The organism is Listeria monocytogenes ATCC 19117 (assembly GCF_000307025.1).
Taxonomy (GTDB): domain Bacteria; phylum Bacillota; class Bacilli; order Lactobacillales; family Listeriaceae; genus Listeria; species Listeria monocytogenes_B.
In genome coordinates this window covers 209,023-232,282 of record NC_018584.1, presented here as the reverse complement: position 1 = coordinate 232,282, position 23,260 = coordinate 209,023, and the positions used below count along the sequence as shown (strand labels likewise).

19 protein-coding genes are annotated in these 23,260 nt (G+C 38.5%); 3 read left to right on the top strand and 16 right to left on the bottom strand.

The features are described 5' to 3' along the window. Nucleotides 1-48 precede the first annotated feature (48 nt). From ftsH to LMOATCC19117_RS01110, 10 genes are all read right to left on the bottom strand, one after another. Nucleotides 49-2,112 carry an ATP-dependent zinc metalloprotease FtsH gene (gene ftsH, locus LMOATCC19117_RS01160; RefSeq protein WP_003734715.1) on the bottom strand — a complete coding sequence of 688 codons (2,064 nt, stop codon included), beginning with the start codon at nt 2,110-2,112 and terminating at the stop codon, nt 49-51. 346 nt (nt 2,113-2,458) lie between these two features. Next, nucleotides 2,459-4,405, bottom strand: a complete 1,947-nt coding sequence (locus LMOATCC19117_RS14625; RefSeq protein WP_003725743.1) for a bifunctional tRNA lysidine(34) synthetase TilS/hypoxanthine phosphoribosyltransferase HprT — start codon at nt 4,403-4,405, stop codon at nt 2,459-2,461. A 106-nt stretch (nt 4,406-4,511) separates the two neighbouring features. Next, nucleotides 4,512-4,940 carry a S1 domain-containing RNA-binding protein gene (locus tag LMOATCC19117_RS01145; RefSeq protein WP_003718298.1) on the bottom strand — a complete coding sequence of 143 codons (429 nt, stop codon included), beginning with the start codon at nt 4,938-4,940 and terminating at the stop codon, nt 4,512-4,514. 150 nt (nt 4,941-5,090) lie between these two features. Beyond that, on the bottom strand, nt 5,091-5,477 hold the full coding sequence (locus LMOATCC19117_RS01140) for an FtsB family cell division protein (RefSeq protein WP_003722746.1): 387 nt from the start codon (nt 5,475-5,477) through the stop codon (nt 5,091-5,093). 228 nt (nt 5,478-5,705) lie between these two features. Next, nucleotides 5,706-5,972 (bottom strand): RNA-binding S4 domain-containing protein, encoded by a 267-nt coding sequence (locus LMOATCC19117_RS01135; RefSeq protein WP_003740380.1) that lies wholly within the window; start codon nt 5,970-5,972, stop codon nt 5,706-5,708. Nucleotides 5,973-6,007: 35 nt separating this feature from the next. Beyond that, nucleotides 6,008-7,597, bottom strand: a complete 1,590-nt coding sequence (locus LMOATCC19117_RS01130) for a putative polysaccharide biosynthesis protein (RefSeq protein ID WP_003743489.1) — start codon at nt 7,595-7,597, stop codon at nt 6,008-6,010. A 30-nt stretch (nt 7,598-7,627) separates the two neighbouring features. Continuing rightward, nucleotides 7,628-11,167, bottom strand: a complete 3,540-nt coding sequence (mfd, locus tag LMOATCC19117_RS01125) for a transcription-repair coupling factor (RefSeq protein WP_003728167.1) — start codon at nt 11,165-11,167, stop codon at nt 7,628-7,630. Between the two features lie 113 nt (nt 11,168-11,280). Next, nucleotides 11,281-11,841, bottom strand: a complete 561-nt coding sequence (pth, locus tag LMOATCC19117_RS01120) for an aminoacyl-tRNA hydrolase (protein WP_003725738.1) — start codon at nt 11,839-11,841, stop codon at nt 11,281-11,283. A gap of 106 nt (nt 11,842-11,947) precedes the next feature. Next, the gene (locus LMOATCC19117_RS01115) at nt 11,948-12,532 is read right to left on the bottom strand and encodes a GNAT family N-acetyltransferase (protein ID WP_003725737.1); all 585 of its coding nucleotides are present in this window, start codon (nt 12,530-12,532) and stop codon (nt 11,948-11,950) included. Nucleotides 12,533-12,621: 89 nt separating this feature from the next. Beyond that, the gene (locus tag LMOATCC19117_RS01110) at nt 12,622-13,245 is read right to left on the bottom strand and encodes a 50S ribosomal protein L25/general stress protein Ctc (protein ID WP_003722740.1); all 624 of its coding nucleotides are present in this window, start codon (nt 13,243-13,245) and stop codon (nt 12,622-12,624) included. A gap of 293 nt (nt 13,246-13,538) precedes the next feature. Between LMOATCC19117_RS01110 and LMOATCC19117_RS01105 the strand changes: the two genes are divergently transcribed. From LMOATCC19117_RS01105 to LMOATCC19117_RS01095, 3 genes are all read left to right on the top strand, one after another. Beyond that, nucleotides 13,539-14,480, top strand: a complete 942-nt coding sequence (locus LMOATCC19117_RS01105; protein WP_003722739.1) for an L-lactate dehydrogenase — start codon at nt 13,539-13,541, stop codon at nt 14,478-14,480. A 32-nt stretch (nt 14,481-14,512) separates the two neighbouring features. Beyond that, on the top strand, nt 14,513-15,232 hold the full coding sequence (locus LMOATCC19117_RS01100; protein WP_003740377.1) for a DNA alkylation repair protein: 720 nt from the start codon (nt 14,513-14,515) through the stop codon (nt 15,230-15,232). A gap of 66 nt (nt 15,233-15,298) precedes the next feature. Continuing rightward, nucleotides 15,299-15,631, top strand: a complete 333-nt coding sequence (locus LMOATCC19117_RS01095) for a putative heavy metal-binding protein (protein ID WP_003725735.1) — start codon at nt 15,299-15,301, stop codon at nt 15,629-15,631. A 52-nt stretch (nt 15,632-15,683) separates the two neighbouring features. On the opposite strand, the gene LMOATCC19117_RS01090 is transcribed toward LMOATCC19117_RS01095, so the two are convergent. The 6 genes from LMOATCC19117_RS01090 to hly form a co-directional block, all read right to left on the bottom strand. Then, the gene (locus LMOATCC19117_RS01090; RefSeq protein WP_003725734.1) at nt 15,684-16,145 is read right to left on the bottom strand and encodes a YehR family lipoprotein; all 462 of its coding nucleotides are present in this window, start codon (nt 16,143-16,145) and stop codon (nt 15,684-15,686) included. 132 nt (nt 16,146-16,277) lie between these two features. After that, on the bottom strand, nt 16,278-16,601 hold the full coding sequence (locus LMOATCC19117_RS01085) for a DUF5502 family protein (protein ID WP_003734713.1): 324 nt from the start codon (nt 16,599-16,601) through the stop codon (nt 16,278-16,280). Nucleotides 16,602-16,672: 71 nt separating this feature from the next. Continuing rightward, the gene (plcB, locus tag LMOATCC19117_RS01080; protein ID WP_003734712.1) at nt 16,673-17,542 is read right to left on the bottom strand and encodes a phosphatidylcholine phospholipase C; all 870 of its coding nucleotides are present in this window, start codon (nt 17,540-17,542) and stop codon (nt 16,673-16,675) included. 35 nt (nt 17,543-17,577) lie between these two features. After that, nucleotides 17,578-19,497 (bottom strand): actin assembly-inducing protein ActA, encoded by a 1,920-nt coding sequence (actA, locus tag LMOATCC19117_RS01075; RefSeq protein WP_003734711.1) that lies wholly within the window; start codon nt 19,495-19,497, stop codon nt 17,578-17,580. 199 nt (nt 19,498-19,696) lie between these two features. Next, the gene (mpl, locus tag LMOATCC19117_RS01070; protein WP_003725730.1) at nt 19,697-21,229 is read right to left on the bottom strand and encodes a zinc metalloproteinase Mpl; all 1,533 of its coding nucleotides are present in this window, start codon (nt 21,227-21,229) and stop codon (nt 19,697-19,699) included. A gap of 334 nt (nt 21,230-21,563) precedes the next feature. Then, on the bottom strand, nt 21,564-23,153 hold the full coding sequence (gene hly, locus LMOATCC19117_RS01065; RefSeq protein ID WP_003728174.1) for a cholesterol-dependent cytolysin listeriolysin O: 1,590 nt from the start codon (nt 23,151-23,153) through the stop codon (nt 21,564-21,566). Between the last annotated feature and the right edge of the window lie 107 nt (nt 23,154-23,260).

Genomic DNA, 23,260 nt, shown 5'->3' with positions numbered 1-23,260 from the left:
ATAATATAGCTTCAAAAAAGAGACTGGGGAAGCCCAGCCTCTTTGATTTTATTCGTCTTTTTTATCGTTTGGTGTTTGCTCAATGTTTGGAGCATCTTCCGAAGTTACTTCTTTTGGTTCTTCGATTTTTTCTTCTTCTTTTAACTCTTCTTTTTCTTCTTCAAAAGATTTACCTGCTACTTCTTCGTCTTTTTCGGAAGGATATTCTGCTTCTACGTCAATCGTATCGATATCTGGAGGCATTACACCGTCATCAAATAGGGAACGAATTTGGCGAGCATCTAAAGTTTCTACTTTTAGTAATGTTTCCGCGATAAGTTTGTGTTGTTCTTGGTGTTCTGTAATGATTGTTTTAGCGCGGTCATAACAGTAGCGGATTAAGCTCTGAACTTCTGTATCAATTTCGTAGGCGATTTTATCGGAATATCCTTTGTCGCTACCGAAATCGCGGCCCATAAATACTTGACCGTTACCAGAAGTGAATTGAAGTGGTCCAATCTTGTCACTCATACCCCATTCAGTTACCATGCGGCGAGCAAGTTCGGTTGCACGTTCAAAGTCATTACTTGCACCAGTTGTTACTTCACCAAAAGTAACTTCTTCGGCTACGCGTCCACCGAGTAAACCAGTGATACGGTCCATTAACTCAGCTTTCGTCATTAGGAAGCGATCTTCTTTTGGTAACATTACGGCATAACCACCAGCTTGTCCACGAGGAACAATGGTAACTTTATGCACAACTTCCGCTTCATCAAGTACCATTCCGACGATAACGTGACCACCTTCATGATATGCGACTGTGCGGCGTTCTTTTTCAGAGATAACTCGATTTTTCTTAGCTGGTCCGGCAATTACGCGGTCACTAGCTTCATCGAGGTCACTCATATCTATTTCTTTCTTATCGGAACGTGCGGCAACGAGTGCTGCTTCATTCAGTAAGTTTTCTAAATCGGCACCAGAGAATCCCGGTGTACGTTGAGCGATTGCTTTTAAATCAACACTTTTAGCAAGTGGTTTGTTACGAGCATGAACGCGAAGTACTGCTTCACGGCCTTTTACGTCTGGACGATCAACCATGATTTGGCGGTCAAAACGGCCTGGACGAAGAAGTGCTGGGTCAAGTACGTCTGCACGGTTAGTTGCTGCAATAATGATGATACCTTCATTGCCACCGAAACCATCCATTTCAACTAGTAATTGGTTTAGGGTTTGTTCACGTTCATCGTGACCGCCGCCCATTCCTGCTCCACGTTGACGACCTACTGCATCAATTTCATCAATGAAAATGATACATGGTGCATTTTTCTTCGCATTTTCGAATAAATCACGGACACGGCTTGCACCGACACCGACAAACATTTCTACAAAGTCTGAACCTGAGATAGAGAAGAATGGCACGCCTGCTTCACCGGCAACCGCACGAGCTAGCAAGGTTTTACCAGTACCCGGAGGACCTACTAAAAGGACACCTTTTGGAATACGAGCGCCGAGGTCCGCAAATTTACGCGGATCTTTTAGGAATTCTACTACTTCAACAAGTTCTTGTTTTTCCTCGTCTGCTCCAGCTACATCTGTGAAGCGAACTTTCTTCTTGTCGTCGTTGTAAAGTTTGGCTTTACTTTTACCAAAGCTCATTACTTTACCACCGCCGCCACCTTGAGACTGGCTCATTAGGAAGAAGAAGAGGATGAAGATAATTACAAAAGGTACAATAGAAGTTAGGAATGTAACCCAACCGCTGTTTTGTTTGGCAGGTACTATTGTTGTTTTCACGTCTTCTTTATCAAGCGTTTTTTGCAAATCGCCTAGTGAAGTATCGCTGTTTAAAGCGTATGTTGTGAAAGCAGTGCTGCTTGTTTTGCTTTGTCCAAGACCCGTTTTTTTATCGTCGGAACTTTTATCGCTAGATTTAAATTCCCCATTGATTGTATAAACACTACGGTCTGGCTGTATTTCTACGGATTTAACTTTACCATCTTCTAACTTACTCACAAATTCTGAATAGCTAATATCTTTGGCTGCCTCTTTGTTTGAGTTAAATGAAGCAACAATCCCGATAATAACAAGGAATATTATGACATAAAATATCGCATTTCTAAAAAACCTGTTCATTCCTTACCTCCTCCCACGCAAGAGCTTGGATTCTTACTTTTTCTGGACTTTTACCCCTTTAAAAGTTGTTTTTGGCTAATAGCAGATTTAGAAACAATTTTTTCTTCCCCTGATTATTAAAAAACACATCCGTTTCGCTTTTCTCTTACGAAGTTATTCTATTATTAATATAGATTTTTTAATATTTATTGATACTATTTTCACCTTCGAAAACTAAGACTAATGATAGCATACCGAATCTCGATTGCCCACTATTTTGCATGTTTGACATCAATTTTTTGTTTTCGTTTTCTGAAAAGCTATCTATTACATTTTAACAAAATATTGTTCTGTTTGTTAATTAATTTCACTCGCTGTATATTTCTGGTTTTAAAATACCAATATATGGTAGATTGCGGTAACGTTCTGCATAATCCAAACCATATCCAACGACGAATTCATTTGGTACGACAAAGCCTACATAATCCGCTTCAATTTCTACATTTCGTCCAGCTGGTTTATCAAGTAAAGTAACCAACTTAACTGATTTTGCTTTACGGTATTTGATTAGGTCTACTAGATAACTAAGTGTACGTCCGCTATCAATGATATCTTCAATTACAAGTACATCGCGACCTTCTACTGACGCATTAAGGTCTTTAATGATTTTCACTTCACCCGATGATACAGTACCATTTCCATAACTGGATACGTCCATGAAGTCCATTTCTAAGTATGTGTCTACTCTTTTAAGTAAATCAGTCATAAAAGGAGTTGCTCCTTTTAACACCCCAACTACTAATGGGTTTCGTCCTTCATATTCTGTTGTTAACTCACGACCTAGTTCACGAATTTTCTCTTGTAATTCGTCCTCCGATATCAGCACTTTCTGAATATCATTATGCATGCTCTCGTTTCCTCCTATATTTCGAGTGTACCTAATAATGTATTGCTTTTTGCTACGACTAAATTCTCGGTCATATGCAGACTTCTTCACACCGGGAACCCAAAGGATTTTCCCAGTATAGTCTGTTATCACAGGGAGTTTGTCGCGTTCTTGCCTTGGTATTTTGGCATCGATGAAAATATCTTTAAGTTTCTTACTTCCTGCTTGCCCTTTCATCGTCATCCTGTCGCCGTTCACACGGTTTCGAACAATCAAAGGAAGTGTTATCTCTTCAGCATCCAGTAGCATTCCATTTAGCCCATTTGTTTGAACAACGGAACTTTTTAACTTTAAACGGATACTTGCTTTATTATCTAATTCAATGCGGTCATTCAGTTCTAGTTGATGATAAAACTCGGAAGGAGCTTCTCTTTCTCCAAATTGAAAATGAAGTTTATCGTATGCTCTGTTTGCAACGAGTTTATTTGGTAAGTCAATCGAACTAGATGGATTGTCGCTTTGAATCATTTGGATAATCTGATATATGTGATTTACCGTTATAAAACTGGCATCTTCATTGTACAGATATCTCAATAGTAAATGAATTGCGCGGCGTTGTAAAGGATTCGCTTCATTTTTAAAGTTAGTAAGTAAAAGTGTTGTCCGTTTGCCGTTTTTGATGAGGTTTTTCTTCAATAAATCACTCGCAAGTGCCTCCAAAAATTGGAAGTCTTCGCTTGTTTCTTCTGAAAATCTTTCGAAGTGCGAATAGACAGCTGGATTTTCTTGCTTTAAAAACGGTAAAAGTTGCGCTCTGTAACGATTTCTTGTGTATTCTTGACTAGTATTTGATTCATCGATTTCGTATGCCAATTCGTGTTTCTGGGCGTAATCAATAATTTCTGCTTTTGTAATTGGTAAAAAAGGACGGATTGCTTGTCCTCCTTTTAACTCGCGTTTTGGTTGGATGCCTGACCAGCCGATACTAGCACTTCCGCGAACTAGTCGCATTAAGATTGTCTCGATTTGGTCATCTGCATGGTGTGCGAGCGCTAGTTTGTTGATCTTTTTCTCAGCCATTACTTTCTCAAAGAAATCATACCTGACAATGCGCGCTGTTTCCTCGATACCTTTTTGCAAACTCTCAGCTCGACTTTTTACGTCTACTTCTTCTATGTAAAAAGGAATGCCCTGGCTCTCGCAAAAAGCTTCGACGACGTTTTGTTCATTCGCCGCATTTTCCCTTAAGTGGTGATTTATATGTGCGACGGAAATTGCTTCTTTTGGGACTAAATTTGAATTCCATAAAAAATGCAGTAACGCCAAAGAATCCGGACCGCCAGAAACTGCCACAAGCAATTTATCATCGGATCGGATTAAATCATGTTTCTCGATATACTTATGTACTCGTTTATCGGTGTCATCCATTCAAGAAAACCTTCCTTCGAAATTCGGCTCTCACATTTTTTATTAAAAAGTGCACCGTATTAATGATCCAATACGGTGCATCTACTTTACAATTAATTTTAGCGTATTAGCCGCGTTTTGCTCCTCGGCCGCCACGTTTAGATTCTGTTTGGCGTTTGATAGTAGTGAGTCTTTCATCACTATCTTTCAAGAATTTAGACATTATATCTTCAAAGCTCTCGGCTGGTTTCACATAGTTCCCAGCAGGTTTTTTGCTGTATTTCGGCTTACGATCGTAACTTTTCTCTGGGCGGTCCGGACGATCTACTGCTTTACGAATGGACAGACCAATCTTACCATCATCACCAATATTCATTACTTTAACAGTAACTTCATCCCCTACAGTTAAGATGTCATTAATGTCTTTAACATAGTTATCTGCTACCTCACTAATATGGACTAAACCTGTTTTGCCACCTTCCAGCTCCACAAATGCTCCAAAATTAGTAATCCCAGTAACTTTCCCTTGTAACTTGTTGCCTACTTCGATCGACATAAAAAAATGCGTCCTCCTTAAAATATCACTCTATTGCTTAATTATAGCTATAATAAAAAGAGTGTCAAACAGTCAAACTTACAAACCCCAAAAATACTCAACTATATTTTCCCTTTGATTTACCATGGAGAATGACGGCTCGGCTCTGACTTACTCTTTTTGTTTCGAATTCTCTTCAGGAATATTAAAAATAATTTCTCCGTCTTTGGACAAGTAATATTCACTTCTTGCTAATTTAGCTATGTAATCATCATTGTGAAGTTTCTTGATTTGCTCATTTAGCGAGTCTTGTTCGTCCTTCATTGCAACCATTTTCTTATCCACTTGCACTTGCTTTTCTTTTTTCTCTTTGAGTGTCAACACTTGTTTAGTGTATGTGATGGTTAATAACCCACCCACCACAGCAAAGATAATAGCCATAAAAGCAAGTCTACGGAACAGGGCAATGCGGCGACGACTACGAGTTTTTTTCATTGTTGCAGTATCTTTTATGTAGCGATTTTCTATTCTCGCCACTTTTGATTTGGCTTTTTTCATACATCGTCCCTCCCATGTTCTTATTTGCTAATTGTCTATGATTTTCGGTAGAGAAAAAAACGTTTCTTGCTTAAAATGATATCAATAAATCCGGCATTTGTCTATTGGAATCCGCTAATTTTATGATATTTTTCTTGACTTTTTGACAAAAAATTGTTTACCGATTTTTATGACCAATAAAAAATCGTTTGAAATCGGCTAAATAGTGCCATTTCAAACGATTTTTCTTTATCTACTTTCGTCTGTGCGCTCTTCTTTAATAATCGTATACATTTCAGTTGCTTGTTCTTTTTTCGCATTTTCTTCTAGGCGTTCGATTTTTGCTGTAACGATTTTAGGACCAAAGCGAATAACTAGTTCATCTCCAGATTTTACATTGGTTCCTGGTTTCGCCGTCACTCCATTTACCGCAATGCGACCTTTTTCTGCGACTTCTTTTGCTACTGTACGTCTTTTAATTAGTCGAGATACTTTTAAATATTTATCTAATCGCATGGTTGTAGCCATTTTATTCACCTACTTTATATTAATTATTTCCGTGCAACCAGCTTACTAAGCGCTAGTAATTTGGAGCCAAACGGAAGGAAAACAAAATCTTTTGGACCGAGTAATTTATATCTTAGTGAAAAAACAAGGAAAATCCCGCCGCCAACTAACGCACTAACAATTGCTTGGAACGCACTACCGAGTCTTGTATTGAGTGGAGCTAACCATTCAAATAGGCACGGGAATACAGCCATTAACGCTAAAGCGGCAATTAGCCGGAACAACATTGTTTTTTCAACGAAAGGCACGCGGATTGTTTGTTTTAGTGATACGTAACAAATGAGTAGAATCACAAGTAAGCCAACACATGTTGAAACGGATGCACCAACTGTTGCCAGTCTCGGAATAAGAATGCCTCCTGTTACCCATTTTACAATAAGTCCAATTCCAACGCCAACTGCAGGTACAGTAATTTTCCCGAAACCTTGTAAAATACTGCTTAACATGATGATTAGTGAGCTTAGGAAAACAGCTGGCATAAATAATTGTAAAACGAATGTACCGTCTGGCGTTTGGAAAAGCATTTGGTTTAACGGACGCATAATAACTATGAGTCCAATTGTTTCTGCACCTGCCAAAATTAATGTAATCTTAATCGCTAATAAGACGGAGCGTTTTAGTTCTTTTTGTTGATCTTGAACTCTTGCGGCAGTAATCATTGGGACAAGCGCGAGCGCAAGTCCAGTTGAGATGACTAAACCTAATTGCAAGATTGGCTGTCCGCGGTCGTATACCCCTTTTAGCGACTTAGCGATGAAATCCGGAATCCCTGAGTCACTCATTAAACGATATACTTGGAAAGAATCAACTAATTGGAATAAAATCAGCATGGAGCTAACTACACAAATTGCAATACTTTGTCGCAAGAACGTGCGGCCAATACCTACTTTTTCTTCTTTATTTGTAAATACTGCTGGTTGAATCCCTTCCCCGAGCCTTACCTTTTTATTATAAAAATGACGCAAAATGAAAATCCCGGAAACCCCACCGAAAAAGGCACCACTCATCGCCATTGAACCTGCATCATATAAATCAAAATTAAAATGAAGTGCAAGGCCGGCACCTATCAAAATAATAGCTACTCGAATAATTTGCTCCACTGTTTGCGAGATTGCGGTCGGAATCATGTCACCTTCTCCTTGGAAAAAGCCACGCATAAACGCAAGCTGTGGCATAAGTAAAAACACGAAACTGATGACCCGAATTAATTCAGATAATGCCGGGTCTCCCATCATGATAGCAATCGGGTTGGCAAATAGGAATAAAAAGGCGAAAATCACAATACTTACAATTCGGAGCATCCGTGAGACTGCGCGCATAATTATTTGTTGTCGTCTTACATCTCCTTCTGCCTCCGCTAACATTTTAGAAATAACAACTGGGAATCCACCGAGTGCGAGGGTCATTGCAATTCCGTATATCGGATATACTTGTTGGAAAATATAAAACCCTACATCCCCCACCATATTTTGAAAGGGTACTCGGTAAACTGCGCTAAGTATTTTAGAAATAAGAGAGGCCGCGGTTAGCCAAGCCGCTCCTTTCATTAGTCGCTTCATGGAACGTTCTGGCACTCCGCCACCTCCTTCCTTCTTAATAACTTATCAATTTTCTGCAGATGCTCTTTCTTTCATGGCTCCGCGAAGTTTTTCAGCCAAACTTTTGACTTGGTATAACCATTCTTTTAAAGGTTTATTTTGGACGTTTATCGTGATTTTTAGTTGTGTACCTTCCATACCCACACCGACCATTCGGCCAAATTCGCCAATGATTTGCATGACGATATCTCCGCGAATGCCTGCTGTTCCGCTTTCTGAAAATAGCATGGTAATTTTATTTTGTTCTTGTTTGACGGACTCAATGCCAACTTCGAGTGCATGGACTTTGAGTTCTGTCATTGTGAATAGATATTCTACTTCTTCTGGATATTCACCAAAACGGTCAATCATATCGCTTTGTAAATCTTCGAGTTCGCTTAACGTTTCAATATTGCGGAAGCGTTTGTACATCTCGATTTTCTGGCGGCCGTCTGTAATGTAATATTCCGGAATATAGGCGTCTGCTTGGATATCAATTTCAACAGGGACAATTTGTTTTTGTTCTTCTTTTGGCTTTTTCGCCTCAATTGCTTCCTTAAGCATTTGCGAGTAGAGATCAAACCCGACTGAATCGATAAAGCCATGTTGTTGCGCTCCGAGGATATTACCGGCACCACGAATAGATAAGTCACGCATCGCTATTTTGAAACCTGAACCTAATTCAGTGAATTCTTTAATAGCCGATAAGCGTTTCTCCGCTTCCTCACGCAATATTTTATCTTTTTGATACATGAAGTAAGCGTAGGCGATTCTGTTCCAACGCCCTACTCGTCCGCGCAACTGATAAAGTTGTGAAAGACCCATCCGATCAGCATCTTGAACAAAGAGTGTATTAACGTTTGGAATGTCTACGCCGGTTTCAATGATGGTCGTCGTTACAAGTACATCGAATTCCCCTTCAAGGAAACTTAAAATAACAGACTCTAATTCCGATTCACCCATCTGTCCGTGCGCAGTGGCAACCCTAGCATCAGGAACCATCGCAGAAATTTCATCTGCTTTTTGCGTAATGGATTCCACTCGATTATATAGATAATAAACTTGTCCGTCGCGCGCTAGTTCACGTTCAATTGCTTCTCGAACTAAAACGTTATTCTGCTCCGCCACATATGTTTGCACTGGAAAACGGTTCGCTGGCGGAGTTTCGATAACAGAGAGGTCACGAACGCCGAGCATGGACATGTGTAAAGTTCTTGGAATTGGTGTTGCAGTAAGTGTTAGTACGTCTATTTTGGAACGCATTTGTTTGATTTTTTCTTTATGAGTTACGCCGAATCGTTGTTCTTCATCGACAATTAATAAGCCTAAATCTTGATACTCCACATCTTTTGATAATAAACGATGGGTACCAACAACAACGTCGACTGTGCCGTTTTTCATACCCTTTAATGTTTCTGTTTGTTGTTTCTTTGTTCGGAAACGGCTTAAAAGTCCGATTTCTATTGGGAAACCTTGGAACCGTTCTTTCATTGTTTCAAAATGTTGTTGCGCTAAAATGGTGGTCGGAACTAAGAAGGCGACTTGCTTGCCATCCATAATTGCTTTGAAAGCAGCTCGTAAGGCCACTTCGGTCTTTCCGTAACCAACATCTCCAACCAACAGACGGTCCATCGGGCGCGGTCGTTCCATATCTTTTTTGATTTCTGAAATCGAGCGCAGTTGGTCTTCGGTTTCTTGATACGGGAAAGCCTCTTCAAATTCGCGCTGCATTTCATCATCCGCACTAAACGCATAGCCTTTTTCAGCTTCACGTTCGGCATATAGTTTGATTAAATCGTCTGCGATATCTTGGACGGAAGCTTGTACTTTCTTCTTCACTCGCTTCCATTCAGCGCCACCAAGTTTGTTTAATCTTGGTGATTTACCTTCTGCACCAACATATTTTTGAACTAAATCAAGTTGATCGACGGGGATAAATAGTTTATCCTCTCCTTGGTAAACAAGTAGCAAGTAATCTTTATGCACACCGTTGATATCTAGCGTTTCCATGCCAACATAACGAGCGATACCATGGTTCACATGAACCACGTAGTCACCTACTTTTAATTCAGAGTAACTTTGGATTCGTTCTGCATTCGAGAGCTTTTGGCGCTTCTTCACTTTTTTGATTTTTTTATTGAACAGTTCGGTTTCACTTATAATCGCTACTTTAGCTAATGGAAGTTCAAAACCATTCTGGAACGTTCCGATGACAAACTGAACCATTCCATATTTCGGCACATCCGATTCTTTTTTCAAAATCGTACTTTCCATATCGTAGTCAGTTAAAGTTTGTTGCATTTTTTCGGCGCGCTCAAGGTTTGGGGCTAAAATAACAACGGCATAATTATTCTTATGCCAACTTTCTAGCTCGGTTTTCAACACATTCATTTGGCCATGAAATTGCTGCATTTGTTTATAGACGATGTTAGTTGTTTTCGAGACGCGCATGCTCGCCATTTGTTTTTGGAAAAGGGATAAGTATATTTTCGGCGAGTGATTTGCTTCTAATAGCTTTTTGAAAGAATGACTTACTTGCACGTCGCGAACCGTTTCCATTCGACTTAATGTTTCTGTTTGCCACTCCGCTTCTTCCCGCTCCAAGCTTTCTTCCGTTTCTAAAATCCGCCCAAATTCATCAAGCAAAATTGCCGTGTTTTTTGGAAAATAATCAAAAAGCGAGGCTGGGTCAGGATAAGCCAGACCGATATATTTAAAGAACATGTCTGGTTTCACGCCAGAACGAAGCATTTCCAGATCTTCTTCTAAATTTTCAACGAGCGCTTGTTTATCCTCGTTTTCTTTCAATTCATTTAAAGTATGTGTCATTTTCTTTTCTAAGCGTTTGACGATATCCGGATAATAGCTTTGATCTAAAATGATTTCAGTTGCAGGCAGTAGGCGGAATTCTTCCACGCGGGTTGTCGAGCGCTGCGTTTCCACATCAAAGAAACGAAGAGAATCTACTTCGGTGTCAAAAAGTTCTATTCTAATTGGAAATTCTTCTGTAATTGGATAAATATCAATAATCCCGCCGCGAACACTGAATTCTCCCGGCGTATTTACCATTCCGCTCATTGTGTAGCCCATTGTCACTAGTTTTTGGCGTAGTACATCTGGATCAATTTCTTCGCCCTCTACAATGGATATGTTGAAATGTTTCCAAAGCGATACTGGTGGAAGCATTTTTCTGAGACCAGCAACTGGCACAATGACTATCCCCGGTTTTCCGGATAGTAAGAAGTCGAGCGCTTCCACGCGTTGACCGCGAAGTTCCGGGCTAGAGATACTCAACTCAGAAGAAATCAGTTCATCTGCTGGATATAAAAATAGTCGATCGACATCCATTAAAGAAAGTAAATCATCATATAATTTTTGCGCATGGTATAAATTGTGCGTAACAAATACAACCGGACGCTTTGACGCACCTTCTACCACGCTTGCAAATAACGCACGTGAAGAACCTGTGAGCCCTGTGACAAGTTGTGCTTTTTCTTTTTCATCCAGCGCATTTAAGACCGCTCGAATATCTTTTTGTTCATATATTAATTGTTGTAATCCTTTCAAGGGAAAACAGCTCCTTTTTGTCAGAAAATTCATTCTATGCAACGCAAGAGTAAATCACGCGTCCGAAGAAAGACCGAAATACGTGGCAAAAGATTGCCACGCCTCGTCATCGTCTATTTTTGATTGTATTTGTTCATAACTTCTATAAATGGTGTCTGTGCAAAGTCTTCGATGGCGTCAGCGCTTTTTTGAATCGCTGCGATAATATCAGGTTGTTCTGCTTTAGGAAAATCTCCCAAGACATAATGAATAACTTCTCCTTTTAAAGGACGACTAACGCCAACACGAATGCGATTAAACTCTTGTGTTTTAACGTGTTGAATAATTGATTTCATTCCATTATGTCCGCCAGCACTACCTTTTTGGCGTAATCTAATCTTCCCAACTGGTAAATCGAGATCATCATACACAATCACGACATCTTCAATTGGTATGTTGTAGTAATCCATTAGCGGACGAATGCATTCACCTGAAGCGTTCATAAAAGTGAGTGGTTTCACTAAAATCATTTTTTCACCGCCGACGATAATCTCGCTAGTCATACCATTAAATTTTGATTTCTTCCAAGGGGTTTGATGACGAAAACTTAGTTCGTCAACTACCATAAAACCGACATTATGCCGGGTACGTTCGTATTTTTTGCCCGGGTTTCCGAGTCCTGCGATTAGTTTCATAAAAGCTTCTCCTTACATGAACGAAACCACTTCACGAATGAACTGGTTTTTGTTTCGATGTTTTTTTGATTATAACATGGATTTCACTTGGTTGAAAGTTTTCCAACTAGGCTTGGTGTTCGGCAATTTTATTTTCGATAATTTGCCAGGCCGCTTCCTTTTCCTCTTGAAAATTGACTGTTTTCCAATTTTCCGGCGTTTTTCCGACGTATTTTTCAAAACCGAATTTCTGATATAAATAGATAGCTTGATAACTTCCGGTTTGCGTAGTTAAATAGACAAAACTACTTTTATTCAAGCCGAGAATTTTGGATAACAAGGCTTTCGCGATACCTTTTCCACCGTGCGAATCAAGCACTGCAACCCAGTGAATCCGACTCGCCATCTCGCCGAATGTATTTCCATCCCAAAGCATAGCCGTTCCAATAATTTCACCATTTGGCGCCTCTACAAAGACGCAACGCTTGGCTAATTTTTCTTTTTCATTTCCGAATTCCGTTTCAAAACGAGCGCGAATACTGTCCATTGAAAGCACTTGACCCGTTTCTAATTGCAATCTACACCAGTCTTCTTCCAAACCATCTTTATAAAAGCAAAAAGAATATCCCTCAGGTAAATGAAACTCCGGATAATTTGTAGCATCGTGATTGACCATAATAGCAGAAATGTGCGGTACTGACTTATCAAGCATATAAACGCCTCCTTCTCGAAACCATTATAACAAAAAAAATGGAAGATATCGCAAACAAATGCGAATCTTCCATCCTTATTTATTCAAAATTATTCAACAGGTTCTTCATCTTTACCATGTACAGCTTCTGGTTCAGGTGCTTCCGTAGTCGTTGGTTCTTCTTCCGCACGTGGAGCAGATACAGTTACTACTGTTTCTTCTTCCTCCGCTTGCACGACATAGTCTTTGTTTTCCGGAAGGTCGTTCGTTGTTAAAACATCACCGATTTCTAATGAAGAAATGTCTAATTCAATTGTTTCTGGTAATTTTTCTGGTGTTGCTGAAACTTTTACATCATGGATAATTTGTTGTAGTACGCCGCCAGCTTTAACTCCCGGTGCATCCCCAACTAATACCACACGAACATCTGTCTCAACTTCTTCATTCATATCAACCGCTAGTAAATCAACGTGTACTAATACGTCTTTTAACGGATCTACTTGATATTCATGTAATAAAACGTTTAATTTCTTGCCGTCCACAGTAACTGAAAATACGGCGTTACGACCATTGTCACGAACTGCTTTGATTAATTCCAAAGAATCAACGGAAACTGGAACATTTTCCGATTTGTAGCCATAAATAATTCCAGGTACTTTTCCTTCACTACGCAATCTCGTTACTTCTGAATGTTGCGTTGTTTCTCTTTTCTGGACCTCTAATGTTGTTGCCATAAAAAATCACTCCACTCATTCAATTTTGGTACATCTACATTATATCTACCCTTTAGAAAAATAGCAAAACAAAGAAATAGCCTAATTTTGATTTGTAAGGTTTATAATTCTCAATAAAAGGTAAACAGAAAATAGCGGCTATTCGCTAATGTGGACGCTTCCAAACTGTACTATAGCGTTTTCACAAATTTATTATAACAACTTTTTTAAATTCAGGACGTTCAACGCTTCACAAATGAAAAATTCATGTTATACTGTACTAGTAAATAGATTTTTTATAGGAGGAATTCGAAATGAAAGATCATCAAAAAATTATTTTAGTTGGCGACGGAGCAGTTGGTTCTAGTTACGCATTTGCTTGTGTAAACTTAAGCATTGGACAAGAATTTGGTATCATTGACATAGATAAAGACAGAACTATTGGGGATGCAATGGATTTAAGTCATGCCGTTCCATTTTCTACACCTAAGAAAATCTACTCAGCAAATTATAGCGACTGCCACGATGCGGACTTAGTTGTTGTAACTGCCGGGACTGCACAAAAACCTGGTGAAACTCGTTTAGATTTAGTAAATCGTAATATTAAAATCATGAAAGGCATCGTGGATGAAGTAATGGCTAGCGGATTTGACGGTATCTTCTTAATCGCTTCTAACCCAGTAGATATCTTAACTTACGCTACATGGAAATTCTCAGGTCTTCCAAAAGAACGTGTTATCGGTTCTGGAACAAGCCTTGATACAGCACGTTTCCGTATGTCAATTGCCGACTATCTAAAAGTAGATGCTCGTAACGTCCATGGTTACATCCTTGGCGAACACGGCGATACAGAATTCCCAGCATGGAGCCACACAACTGTCGGCGGTCTTCCAATCACTGAATGGATTAGCGAAGATGAACAAGGTGCAATGGATACTATTTTCGTAAGTGTTCGTGATGCAGCTTATGAAATTATTAATAAAAAAGGCGCTACATTCTACGGTGTTGCTGCAGCTCTAGCTCGTATTACAAAGGCAATTCTAAATAACGAAAATGCGATCTTACCACTTTCTGTTTATCTAGATGGTCATTATGGTATGAACGACATTTATATCGGCGCTCCCGCAGTCGTTAACCGTCAAGGCGTTCGCCATATTGTTGAAATGAATTTAAACGACAAAGAAAAAGAACAAATGAAAAACTCTGCAGATACACTTAAAAAAGTTCTAGACGACGCAATGAAACAAATCGACTAATATTCTCAAATCCTAAAAGCATGCGCCTTCGCATGCTTTTTTTGTTATACTTAATTTATTCGAGAGGAGTGACGCGTACGATTACTTTTGACCAACTTAATACCGAGCTACAAGCCTTAGAAAACCCCAATACGATTAAAATTTTTCGTAATCACGGCTGTCCGGATTCATTAGATCTTTACGGACTAAAAATTGGTGATTTAAAGAAAATTATTCGCCGAGAAAAACTGACAAAAAATCACGAACTCGCCGTAGAGCTGATTGAATCAAATAATAGTGACTTGATTTATCTCGGTTTGCTAGCGATTAATCCCGACAAAATAACCACGGAACAAATCGAAAAATGGAATATCATTTTTCGCGAAACATGGTCACAACTAACTTTTGGACTAGCATCGATTGTAAGCAAACGTGATGATGCACTCCTTTTCGCCAAAACGTGGATTGAAAGTGATTATGATTTAACTAAATCCATGGGCTGGCAGATTTATAGCGAACATATTAACAATTTGCCTGAAGCAGAGGCATTACTTCAACGCGCGAAAGAAACGCTGCAAACAGAAACCAATAGAACCCGCTATTCAATGAACGGTTTTATTATCACTTGTGGAATTTACAAAGACGATTTGCACGAAAAAGCAATGGAAGCTGCGAAATCAGTCGGGAAAGTTCATGTAAACCTTGGAAATACAGCGTGTAAAGTTCCGGATGCTATTTCTTATATAGAAAAAGCGAGAAATCGTACGAAATAACCGGATATCCTTTGACTAGAAAAAGTAGTAAGAGGTATGATAAAAGAAAAACTGGAGGGATAACTCATGATTGTAACAACCTCACCAAATATTGAAGGTAAACAAATTATCGAATATAAAAAAATCGTTTTCGGCGAAGTCATCACCGGCGTTAACTTCATGAAAGATATTGGAGCTGGACTTCGAAATTTCTTCGGGGGCCGTTCGCAAGGCTATGAAGATGAACTTATTAATGCTCGCGAGGAAGCAATTCGCGAAATGGAACAACGTGCGAAAGATATTGGCGCAAATGCCGTTATCGGTGTTGACATTGATTATGAAGTGCTTGGAGCTGATAACGGAATGCTTATGGTCACTGCATCTGGTACAGCTGTTGTCATCGAAGCGCAAGATTATTGAATAAAACAAGAAGTATCCAAATGAATCGGATACTTCTTTTTTTATTGCAAATTTATTTTGAAACTTCTTTATAGCCTTGGGATTCTAGCATTTTTGCAGATTCCTCCATGCTAATCCCTTTAGAAGTATCACCGTTTGAAGACATACCAGGGATTTTGTTCATATCTTCCGAAGAGATTTTAGTGTAATCTACTTCTAGTGTTTCAATAGCTTTATCATCTTTATATTCAATCTTTTCTTTTAAACCATCAATACCTTGGAATTTATCGCTTGTTGCTTTAAGCATTTTTTCAGCGTCTTCTTTTGAAGCAACACCTAGCGAAGCATATGACATTGTGTTCTCAGCTGTTTGTTTAGTAACTTTGTCTCCCTTATATGTGTATGTTAATTTAGAATCAACACCATTTTGGGAAAGTGAGTAAGTTTTCGTTTCTTCTTTATCCCCACACGCGACTAACATAACCGCCATAATCATTACAAATAAAACCGTTGTACCCTTTTTAAGCATTTTCATAGATGTTCCTCCTACATTGTTTTTTCTATTCAAGGGTACCTAACAAACTGCACTATTACAATAGATATTTTGTGAACATTTGCTCACAACACTTTTTTGATTGACACGAAAAAGTCACAACTAATCATAACTTTACTCTTCGTTTGCAATCCCTTTTTCATCATCTAAAATTACAATGAAAATGGACTTATCAGCTCCTTTTCGCTCGTGTTCATTCAAAATTCCAGCCATATTGCCCTCTTCCTCAAACAAATTCTTTTTTATGGAGAAGAAATGGATTTTTTGATTAGTATTTTTTATTTTGCAACTTCCAAGACACTCAATCTCCTTTGCATCACTTAAATTAAATGGTTCCTCTTTCCATACGCTCATTTTTATTATCAGCAATATTAATACGGAACATAACGCGATTACAAACATTACAAAGAAAAAGATTAACCCCCCTTTTATATACATTCGGCTTACTTCCTCCCCATAAAATATATCCACCCGCTAACGAGTGGATAAGAATATATTCCTAAATATTGTTATTCATTTGTTTTTTTAGACCAAAATTCTAAAAAGCCTGCCAAAGTTTGCTGTGAATCTCTTAGTCTAGCTCCAGTAGGTTCCACTGTATCCTTTTTCCATTCGGAATTTCCTACTAAGTATGATTTTTTAGTTTTCGCATTGACTATTTTCGGATAGTCCGCTTTCGCCCTTTTCGCATTTTCATAGAGCCATTCTTTCACGTCATTTGAGCAAAATCTTTTCACTACCATGTCTTCTGTTGCTTGATAATTGTGTTTAATGGTATCTACGTAATTTTCATATGCACAGTGGTAGCCTGGTGGATAGGATATTGCGGTAAAATTATTGGCGTGCATAGGTTGACTAATATCCGTATAATAATGGATTGCTAGGCCCAATTTATAAAATGCTGTGTCAAATTTCCCTTCTCGGTAATCAGCCACCGATTGATTAAAATACTTGGCTCCTGTTATTTTCGCATTAGCAAAACCTGGCAAATAAGTATTATCTTTATCAGGATTATAAAAATGAGATAAAAACGTACTAGTATCATAATATGGATTTTTATGATCCGCGTCATATATTCCTTGAGCAATTTGTTTGTCGAAATTTTTAAGTTCATTCATTAAATTAGCTCGCATATGATCTACATCTTTAGCTAGTATTTTTTCCGCTTGTTTAAAAAGCCAATAGTGCGTATTTACGTCAGTATTTGTCGGATTATCCGCGGACCAACTAAGTTTATGCGGTAATTTGCTGTCAATATCATGCGGAGCTGCGGGGGGCTTTAGATATTCATCACAACAGGCACTTGCTTTTATCGTTACAGGAAAGACTAGAACACTTGCGGTCAAGCACATACCTAGAACCACTTTTTTGAACTTCACATCACTCACCTCACTTTTTCTTTCATTCTGCGTCTTCAACTATTTTTTCTTAATTGAATGATTTTGATAACCGCTCCTAAAGAGAACACGCCAATAGCTAACATGGCAAGAATTAACGTCGTATGGTTCACTGGTTCTTCTTTTGCTTTTTCGTCTTCTGCACTTTTAGCAATTAATTTTCCTTCTTCAATGCCAGCAGAACGTTTTTTTCCGTTCACATTATTAGCTGGTTCGCTTTCTCCTACCACTTTTTCCTCGGTTTGCGGTTTCATTTCCTCTTTATTTCTTTCTGTAACTTCTTTTTGGATTACTGGTAGGCTCGGCATATCAATTGGCCGATTGTTTGTCTCTGCTTGTTTTTCTATAAATGGTGCTTTATTTTCCCCAAGCTCAGTTTCTTGCGCTTTCGTGATAGGAAGTGCTGCTAGCTTTGGCGCGGTATTCACAGGGGTTATTTTTTTTGGCGCTGTTTTCGTTGTAGTTTTTTTGTTAAACACATTTAATGGCTGTGGCGGATTTTTAAATGGTGCTTTTTTAGTTATGTCAGTTATCAGAGCCGGCGCGCTTATTTTCGGTACCTTTGGAGTTAACGAAGGAACCGGACTGCTAGTAAACGGATTTAATGGTAAAAAACCCGCATTTCTTGAGTGTTTTCCTGTTCCTCTATCTCTTAAATCAGCTAGGCGATCAATTTCTTCTTCTGTTGTCTCGCTGTTTTCGTCATCTGTAAAATCGCCACTATTCAGCGAACTAAATTCTTCAGATGTTGGTATACCACCTCTCCCGTTCAACTCTTCTTCTGTTGGCATTGGTGGAAAATCAGAGAAATTTTGGCTATGGCGATTAATAGCACTTCTCAAACTAGCTAAATCCCCGCTTGTAAAACTAGAATCTAGCGAAGGTGCTGTTTCCCGCATAATTTCTAGTTCATCTTCTGTTGGAGGCGGTGGAAATTCGAATGAGCTCGGTTCCGATGTAGCAGGAGCATTAAAACCAAGAAGCATTGGCGTCTCTGGCAAAGCAAGTCTTAACTCTTCATCCGTAGGTGGTGGTGGAAATTCGAATGAGCTCGGTTCCGATGTAGCAGGAGCATTAAAACCAAGAAGCATCGGTGTCTCTGGCAAAGCAAGTCTTAACTCTTCATCCGTAGGTGGTGGTGGAAAGTCCGAAGCATTTACCTCTTCATTTTTCTTCTTAGTTAATAATTGGTCAATTAACCCTGCACTTTTATCAACAATTGCTTTCTTCACTTCGGGATTTTCGTCGATTTTATCACGTACCCATTTACCCGCATCTTTTATTTTTTTAAATACTTTAGGGAAAAATGGTTGTTGATTTGCTTTTAAAGGTTGTGGTGTAGACTCATCCGCTGACTGCATGCTAGAATCTAAGTCACTTTCAGAAGTATCCGTAACTGACGCTTTCGCCACTTTTTTCTTAGTTGCTTTTGTTGGTTTATCCGGATAAGTAAGGCTTTCAAGCTCACTATCCGATGATGCTATAGCTTTCCTTCTTTTTTTAATTTCCGCGGCGCTATCCGATGGCAACCCTGGATGACGACGCTCCACTTGTATAGCTGGTCGGTCGGATCCTGAAGCTTCTTCATTTATAGCCACATTCTCGCTTTGTTCACTGTTGTTATTATTAATATTTGGACCTTTTTCTGCTTTTGCTTTCAACATTGCTATTAGGTCTGCTTTGTTCGTATTTTTCACTTTATTCGATTTTTCTAGTTCCTCAATATCACGTGAACTTACTTCACGTGCAGTTTCGTATCTTGGTCCCGTATTTACCTCGCTTGGCTGCTCTTCTGTTTTTTCTTCTTCCCATTCATCTGTGTTCAGACTGGAATCTTCGCTATCTGTCGCTGCAAATATTATGTCGGGGTTAATCGTAATGCAGTTGGCGGTAATGAAAACTACCATCATCGCACGCATAAATCTATTTAATCCCACTTATACTCCCTCCTCGTGATACGCTAATACAACCTTTTTAGAACAAGGAAAATCTGGCCTTCATTTTCACTAATTTATTCCGTTAAAAATTGGATTAGCAGTTGGTTATCTTCTTAATTAGCTAATTTAAGAAAAAAATATTCATGAATTATTTTAAGAATATCACTTGAAGAATTAAGTTTTCTCTAACATTTGTTAATCAGTTAACTCCGACCGCTTCCCAAGCTTCCGCAACTTTTTTAGAAGCATCTTCACCATATAAATCTTTCGCCGCTTGTTGGAGTGCTTTTTTCGCATCGGTAAACTGGGCTTTTTTTGTTAAATAGTACTTTAAGGCGCGGAAGTAAAGCTGTTCTGTTTTTTCTTTTCCAAGTTTAGTGATCGTATTGTAGGCTGCTTTATTCGGTATACCACTATTAAAATGAACTCCGCCCCAGTCGCCTTCCTCTGTGATTGGAAGCGATTCATAATCCTTCATATGAGCCGCTTGATTATATTTGTCAGGATCTTTGATGCTTCTTATTCGCCCATCTCGTAACCCACGCACACAGACATCCTCACCAATCAACCAATGATTTGGCGCAATAAAATAACCAAAGACATCGGCGAACGATTCGTTTAGCGCACCTGATTGCCCTTCGTATTCTAATCCTGCCGAATACTGGATAACCGCATGCGTTAGTTCATGACCAACAATCGTTTTGGCGCATGAAAATGGTTTGAAATTCTTTTTGTCCCCATCTCCATAAAGAATTTCTCGGCCATCCCAAAAAGCATTATTGCAATTCAAGCCATAATGAACAAACGAATCAATTTCTCCACCTTTACCATCTAGACTCTCTAGTTGATGGACATTTTTATAGTAATCGTACACTTCACTTGCGTAAAAATGAGCATCCACCGCGGAACTAAATTCCGGATCCGTAAACATATTCGTTTTATTCGACACCACTTTTCCAAAAGATGCGTCCGTTTTATGGTTTAAATCAAAAGTTCTTATGAGTCCTTTATGAGTTCTATCCACTAAGTAAAACAGGTCATTTATTTTCATGACATGTAATGGCCTCTGGAGTAATCGGTTAGCTCCTTTACCAAGCGCTTGAAAATCTTTGTGGGTATCAGCCCGCTCTACCTCGGAAAGCATATTTTGTTTTTTTAAAATTGCGCCGGTTTCTGCATCCACTTGAATAATCCAACTCGCAACTTCCGGCTCAGCAAAAATCAATTTTATATTATAAACTAAGCGTTTTGTTCTGGAATTGATGATGATTTCTTTTTCTTTCACTGGATTTCCAATATAACTTTTCACATGAGCTTCACTCTGACCAATGGCTTCAAATGCTTTTTCAATAGCATTTTTTTCTGTGATTTTTATTTGATTAGTAATCCTAAGCTGCCCTTGCTGTAAATCTCCATTTATAAAAGCGATTTTATTATCCGGTGTGACGTGGACCTTTATTTCATCATTATCAGTCAAGTAACCATCAGAACTTAGCGCGAGCGTATAATGCGTAACGCCTAGCTTATCTTTTGTCATATCAAGAATTTTAAAATTTTTATAAAAATCTTTTGCTTCGCAGGAATCTGGCAAAGCTTTTAAATCAGCAGGGTTCCTTTTGGCTTGTATATTATTTCGGAGCCTTTCTTCCCCGACAGAATCCGCTTTTACCGCCATATTGAAATGAGCCTGAAAAGCTATTACCATGATGATACAAATAAGTTTACTCTTCATTTCACCGCTCCTTTTCAATTCGTAAAAGTAAGTTTAAGCCACCTACAACTAATCTGACAGAGAGAGTTAAGGACACGTTTTTTAGCATATGTGGGAACTAAATTATACGTTTTGCAGTAGAAACTATAGGTGGCTTAAACTATGGGATATGCTTATATTATATGGAAAAACAATCAGACATTCTTTTACATTTGTTAATTCTTCTAGAAAAATTAAAAAAATAAGCCTGTTTCTACATTCTTCATAAAATAATTTATGAAAAGTGCAAAACAAGCTTATTTTTCGTGTGTGTGTTAAGCGGTTTTATTCTTAATTTTTTTATTAATTTTTAAAATTATTCGATTGGATTATCTACACTATTACTATATTTCGGATAAAGTGTAGTGCCCCAGATGGAGATATTTCTATTTTTCACAAGCGGTAGGTTCCGGTCATCAATTACCGTTCTCCACCATTCCCAAGCTAAACCAGTGCATTCTTTAGCGTAAACATTAATATTTCTTGCGTTACCTGGCAAATAGATGGACGATGTGAAATGAGCTAGCTTACTTTTATTGTTTTCGCTCCAGTTTTTATGTTGAACAATTTCGTTACCTTCAGGATCATAATTTATTTCATCCCAAGAGATGTTGAATTGAGCAACGTATCCTCCAGAGTGATCGATGTTGATTTTTCCATCTGTATAAGCTTTTGAAGTTGTTTCAATATATTCTGAGTTGTTTTTAATAACAGCTAATTCATTGTCTTTTAAGAAGTTTGTTGTATAGGCAATGGGAACTCCTGGTGTTTCCCGGTTAAAAGTAGCACCTTTTTTCAAAATATCTCGTAAGTCTCCGAGGTTACCGTCGATGATTTGAACTTCATCTTTTGCGGAGCCACCGTAAATTACGGCTTTGAAGGAAGAATTTTTGATGATATTTGTCAGTTCTACATCACCTGAGACAGATTTCCCACTTACGGCAGCGTCAAAAGCAGCTTTTACTTTAGTACTATGGGAATTAGTTGATAATTTCAAATAAACTTGACGGCCATATGCCACACTTGAGATATATGCAGGAGGATTTTCTGCATTCACTCCAAGCGCTTGCAACTGCTCTTTAGTAACAGCTTTGCCGAAAAATCTGGAAGGTCTTGTAGGTTCATTAACATTCACGTTATAGTAAATTTGTTTAAAACTAATGACTTCTTCTTGCATTTTCCCTTCACTGATTGCGCCGAAGTTTACATTCAAGCTATTATTTACAGCTTTAAATGCCGTACCAAATTTTGCAATTAATTGTGATTCACTGTAAGCCATTTCGTCATCATAATCAATTTTTGCACTTACATTTGGATAAGCTTGAGCATATTTTTCATTCCATCTTTCCACTAATGTATTTACTGCGTTGTTAACGTTCGATTTAGTAGCATTTTTTACAACAATTTTATTGTCTTGATTAGTCATTCCTGGCAAATCAATGCTAAGTGTTAATGAATCACGTTTGACAGGAAGAACATCGGGTTGATTTTCTACTAATTCCGAATTCGCTTTCACGAGAGCACCTGGATATGTTAGGCTCGAAATTGCATTCACAACTTGGATATCTGCATTATTTTGATTGATGGATTTCTTCTTTTTCTCCACAACGATATATTCATTTCCATCTTTATAACCTTTTCTTGGCGGCACATTTGTCACTGCATCTCCGTGGTATACTAATACATTGTTTTTATTGTAATCCAATCCTTGTATATACTTATCGATTTCATCCGCGTGTTTCTTTTCGATTGGCGTCTTAGGACTTGCAGGCGGAGATGCTGGTGGTGCCATGGATGAAATTAAATTTTCTTTATTGAATGCAGATGCATCCTTTGCTTCAGTTTGTTGCGCAATTGGTAGACTAACTAATATAAGTGTAATAAAAACTAGCATTATTTTTTTCATGGGTTTCACTCTCCTTCTACATTTTTTAACCTAATAATGCCAAATACTGTTTAGCCCCTCCTCTCTTTTGATAATTATAATATTGGCGAAATTCGCTTCTAAAGATG

Excerpts from the sequence above, each read along its gene's own strand:
- LMOATCC19117_RS14625 (WP_003725743.1), bottom strand. The coding sequence starts at position 4,405 with ATGGATGACACCGATAAACGAGTACATAAGTATATCGAGAAACATGAT.
- LMOATCC19117_RS01115 (WP_003725737.1), bottom strand. The coding sequence starts at position 12,532 with ATGCTTGATAAGTCAGTACCGCACATTTCTGCTATTATGGTCAATCAC.
- ftsH (WP_003734715.1), bottom strand. The coding sequence starts at position 2,112 with ATGAACAGGTTTTTTAGAAATGCGATATTTTATGTCATAATATTCCTT.
- LMOATCC19117_RS01085 (WP_003734713.1), bottom strand. The coding sequence starts at position 16,601 with ATGTATATAAAAGGGGGGTTAATCTTTTTCTTTGTAATGTTTGTAATC.
- pth (WP_003725738.1), bottom strand. The coding sequence starts at position 11,841 with ATGAAACTAATCGCAGGACTCGGAAACCCGGGCAAAAAATACGAACGT.
- mpl (WP_003725730.1), bottom strand. The coding sequence starts at position 21,229 with ATGAAGAGTAAACTTATTTGTATCATCATGGTAATAGCTTTTCAGGCT.
- LMOATCC19117_RS01105 (WP_003722739.1), top strand. The coding sequence starts at position 13,539 with ATGAAAGATCATCAAAAAATTATTTTAGTTGGCGACGGAGCAGTTGGT.
- LMOATCC19117_RS01100 (WP_003740377.1), top strand. The coding sequence starts at position 14,513 with ATGCTTTTTTTGTTATACTTAATTTATTCGAGAGGAGTGACGCGTACG.
- LMOATCC19117_RS01140 (WP_003722746.1), bottom strand. The coding sequence starts at position 5,477 with ATGAAAAAAGCCAAATCAAAAGTGGCGAGAATAGAAAATCGCTACATA.
- LMOATCC19117_RS01090 (WP_003725734.1), bottom strand. The coding sequence starts at position 16,145 with ATGAAAATGCTTAAAAAGGGTACAACGGTTTTATTTGTAATGATTATG.
- LMOATCC19117_RS01135 (WP_003740380.1), bottom strand. The coding sequence starts at position 5,972 with ATGCGATTAGATAAATATTTAAAAGTATCTCGACTAATTAAAAGACGT.
- LMOATCC19117_RS01110 (WP_003722740.1), bottom strand. The coding sequence starts at position 13,245 with ATGGCAACAACATTAGAGGTCCAGAAAAGAGAAACAACGCAACATTCA.
- LMOATCC19117_RS01095 (WP_003725735.1), top strand. The coding sequence starts at position 15,299 with ATGATTGTAACAACCTCACCAAATATTGAAGGTAAACAAATTATCGAA.
- LMOATCC19117_RS01145 (WP_003718298.1), bottom strand. The coding sequence starts at position 4,940 with ATGTCGATCGAAGTAGGCAACAAGTTACAAGGGAAAGTTACTGGGATT.
- hly (WP_003728174.1), bottom strand. The coding sequence starts at position 23,153 with ATGAAAAAAATAATGCTAGTTTTTATTACACTTATATTAGTTAGTCTA.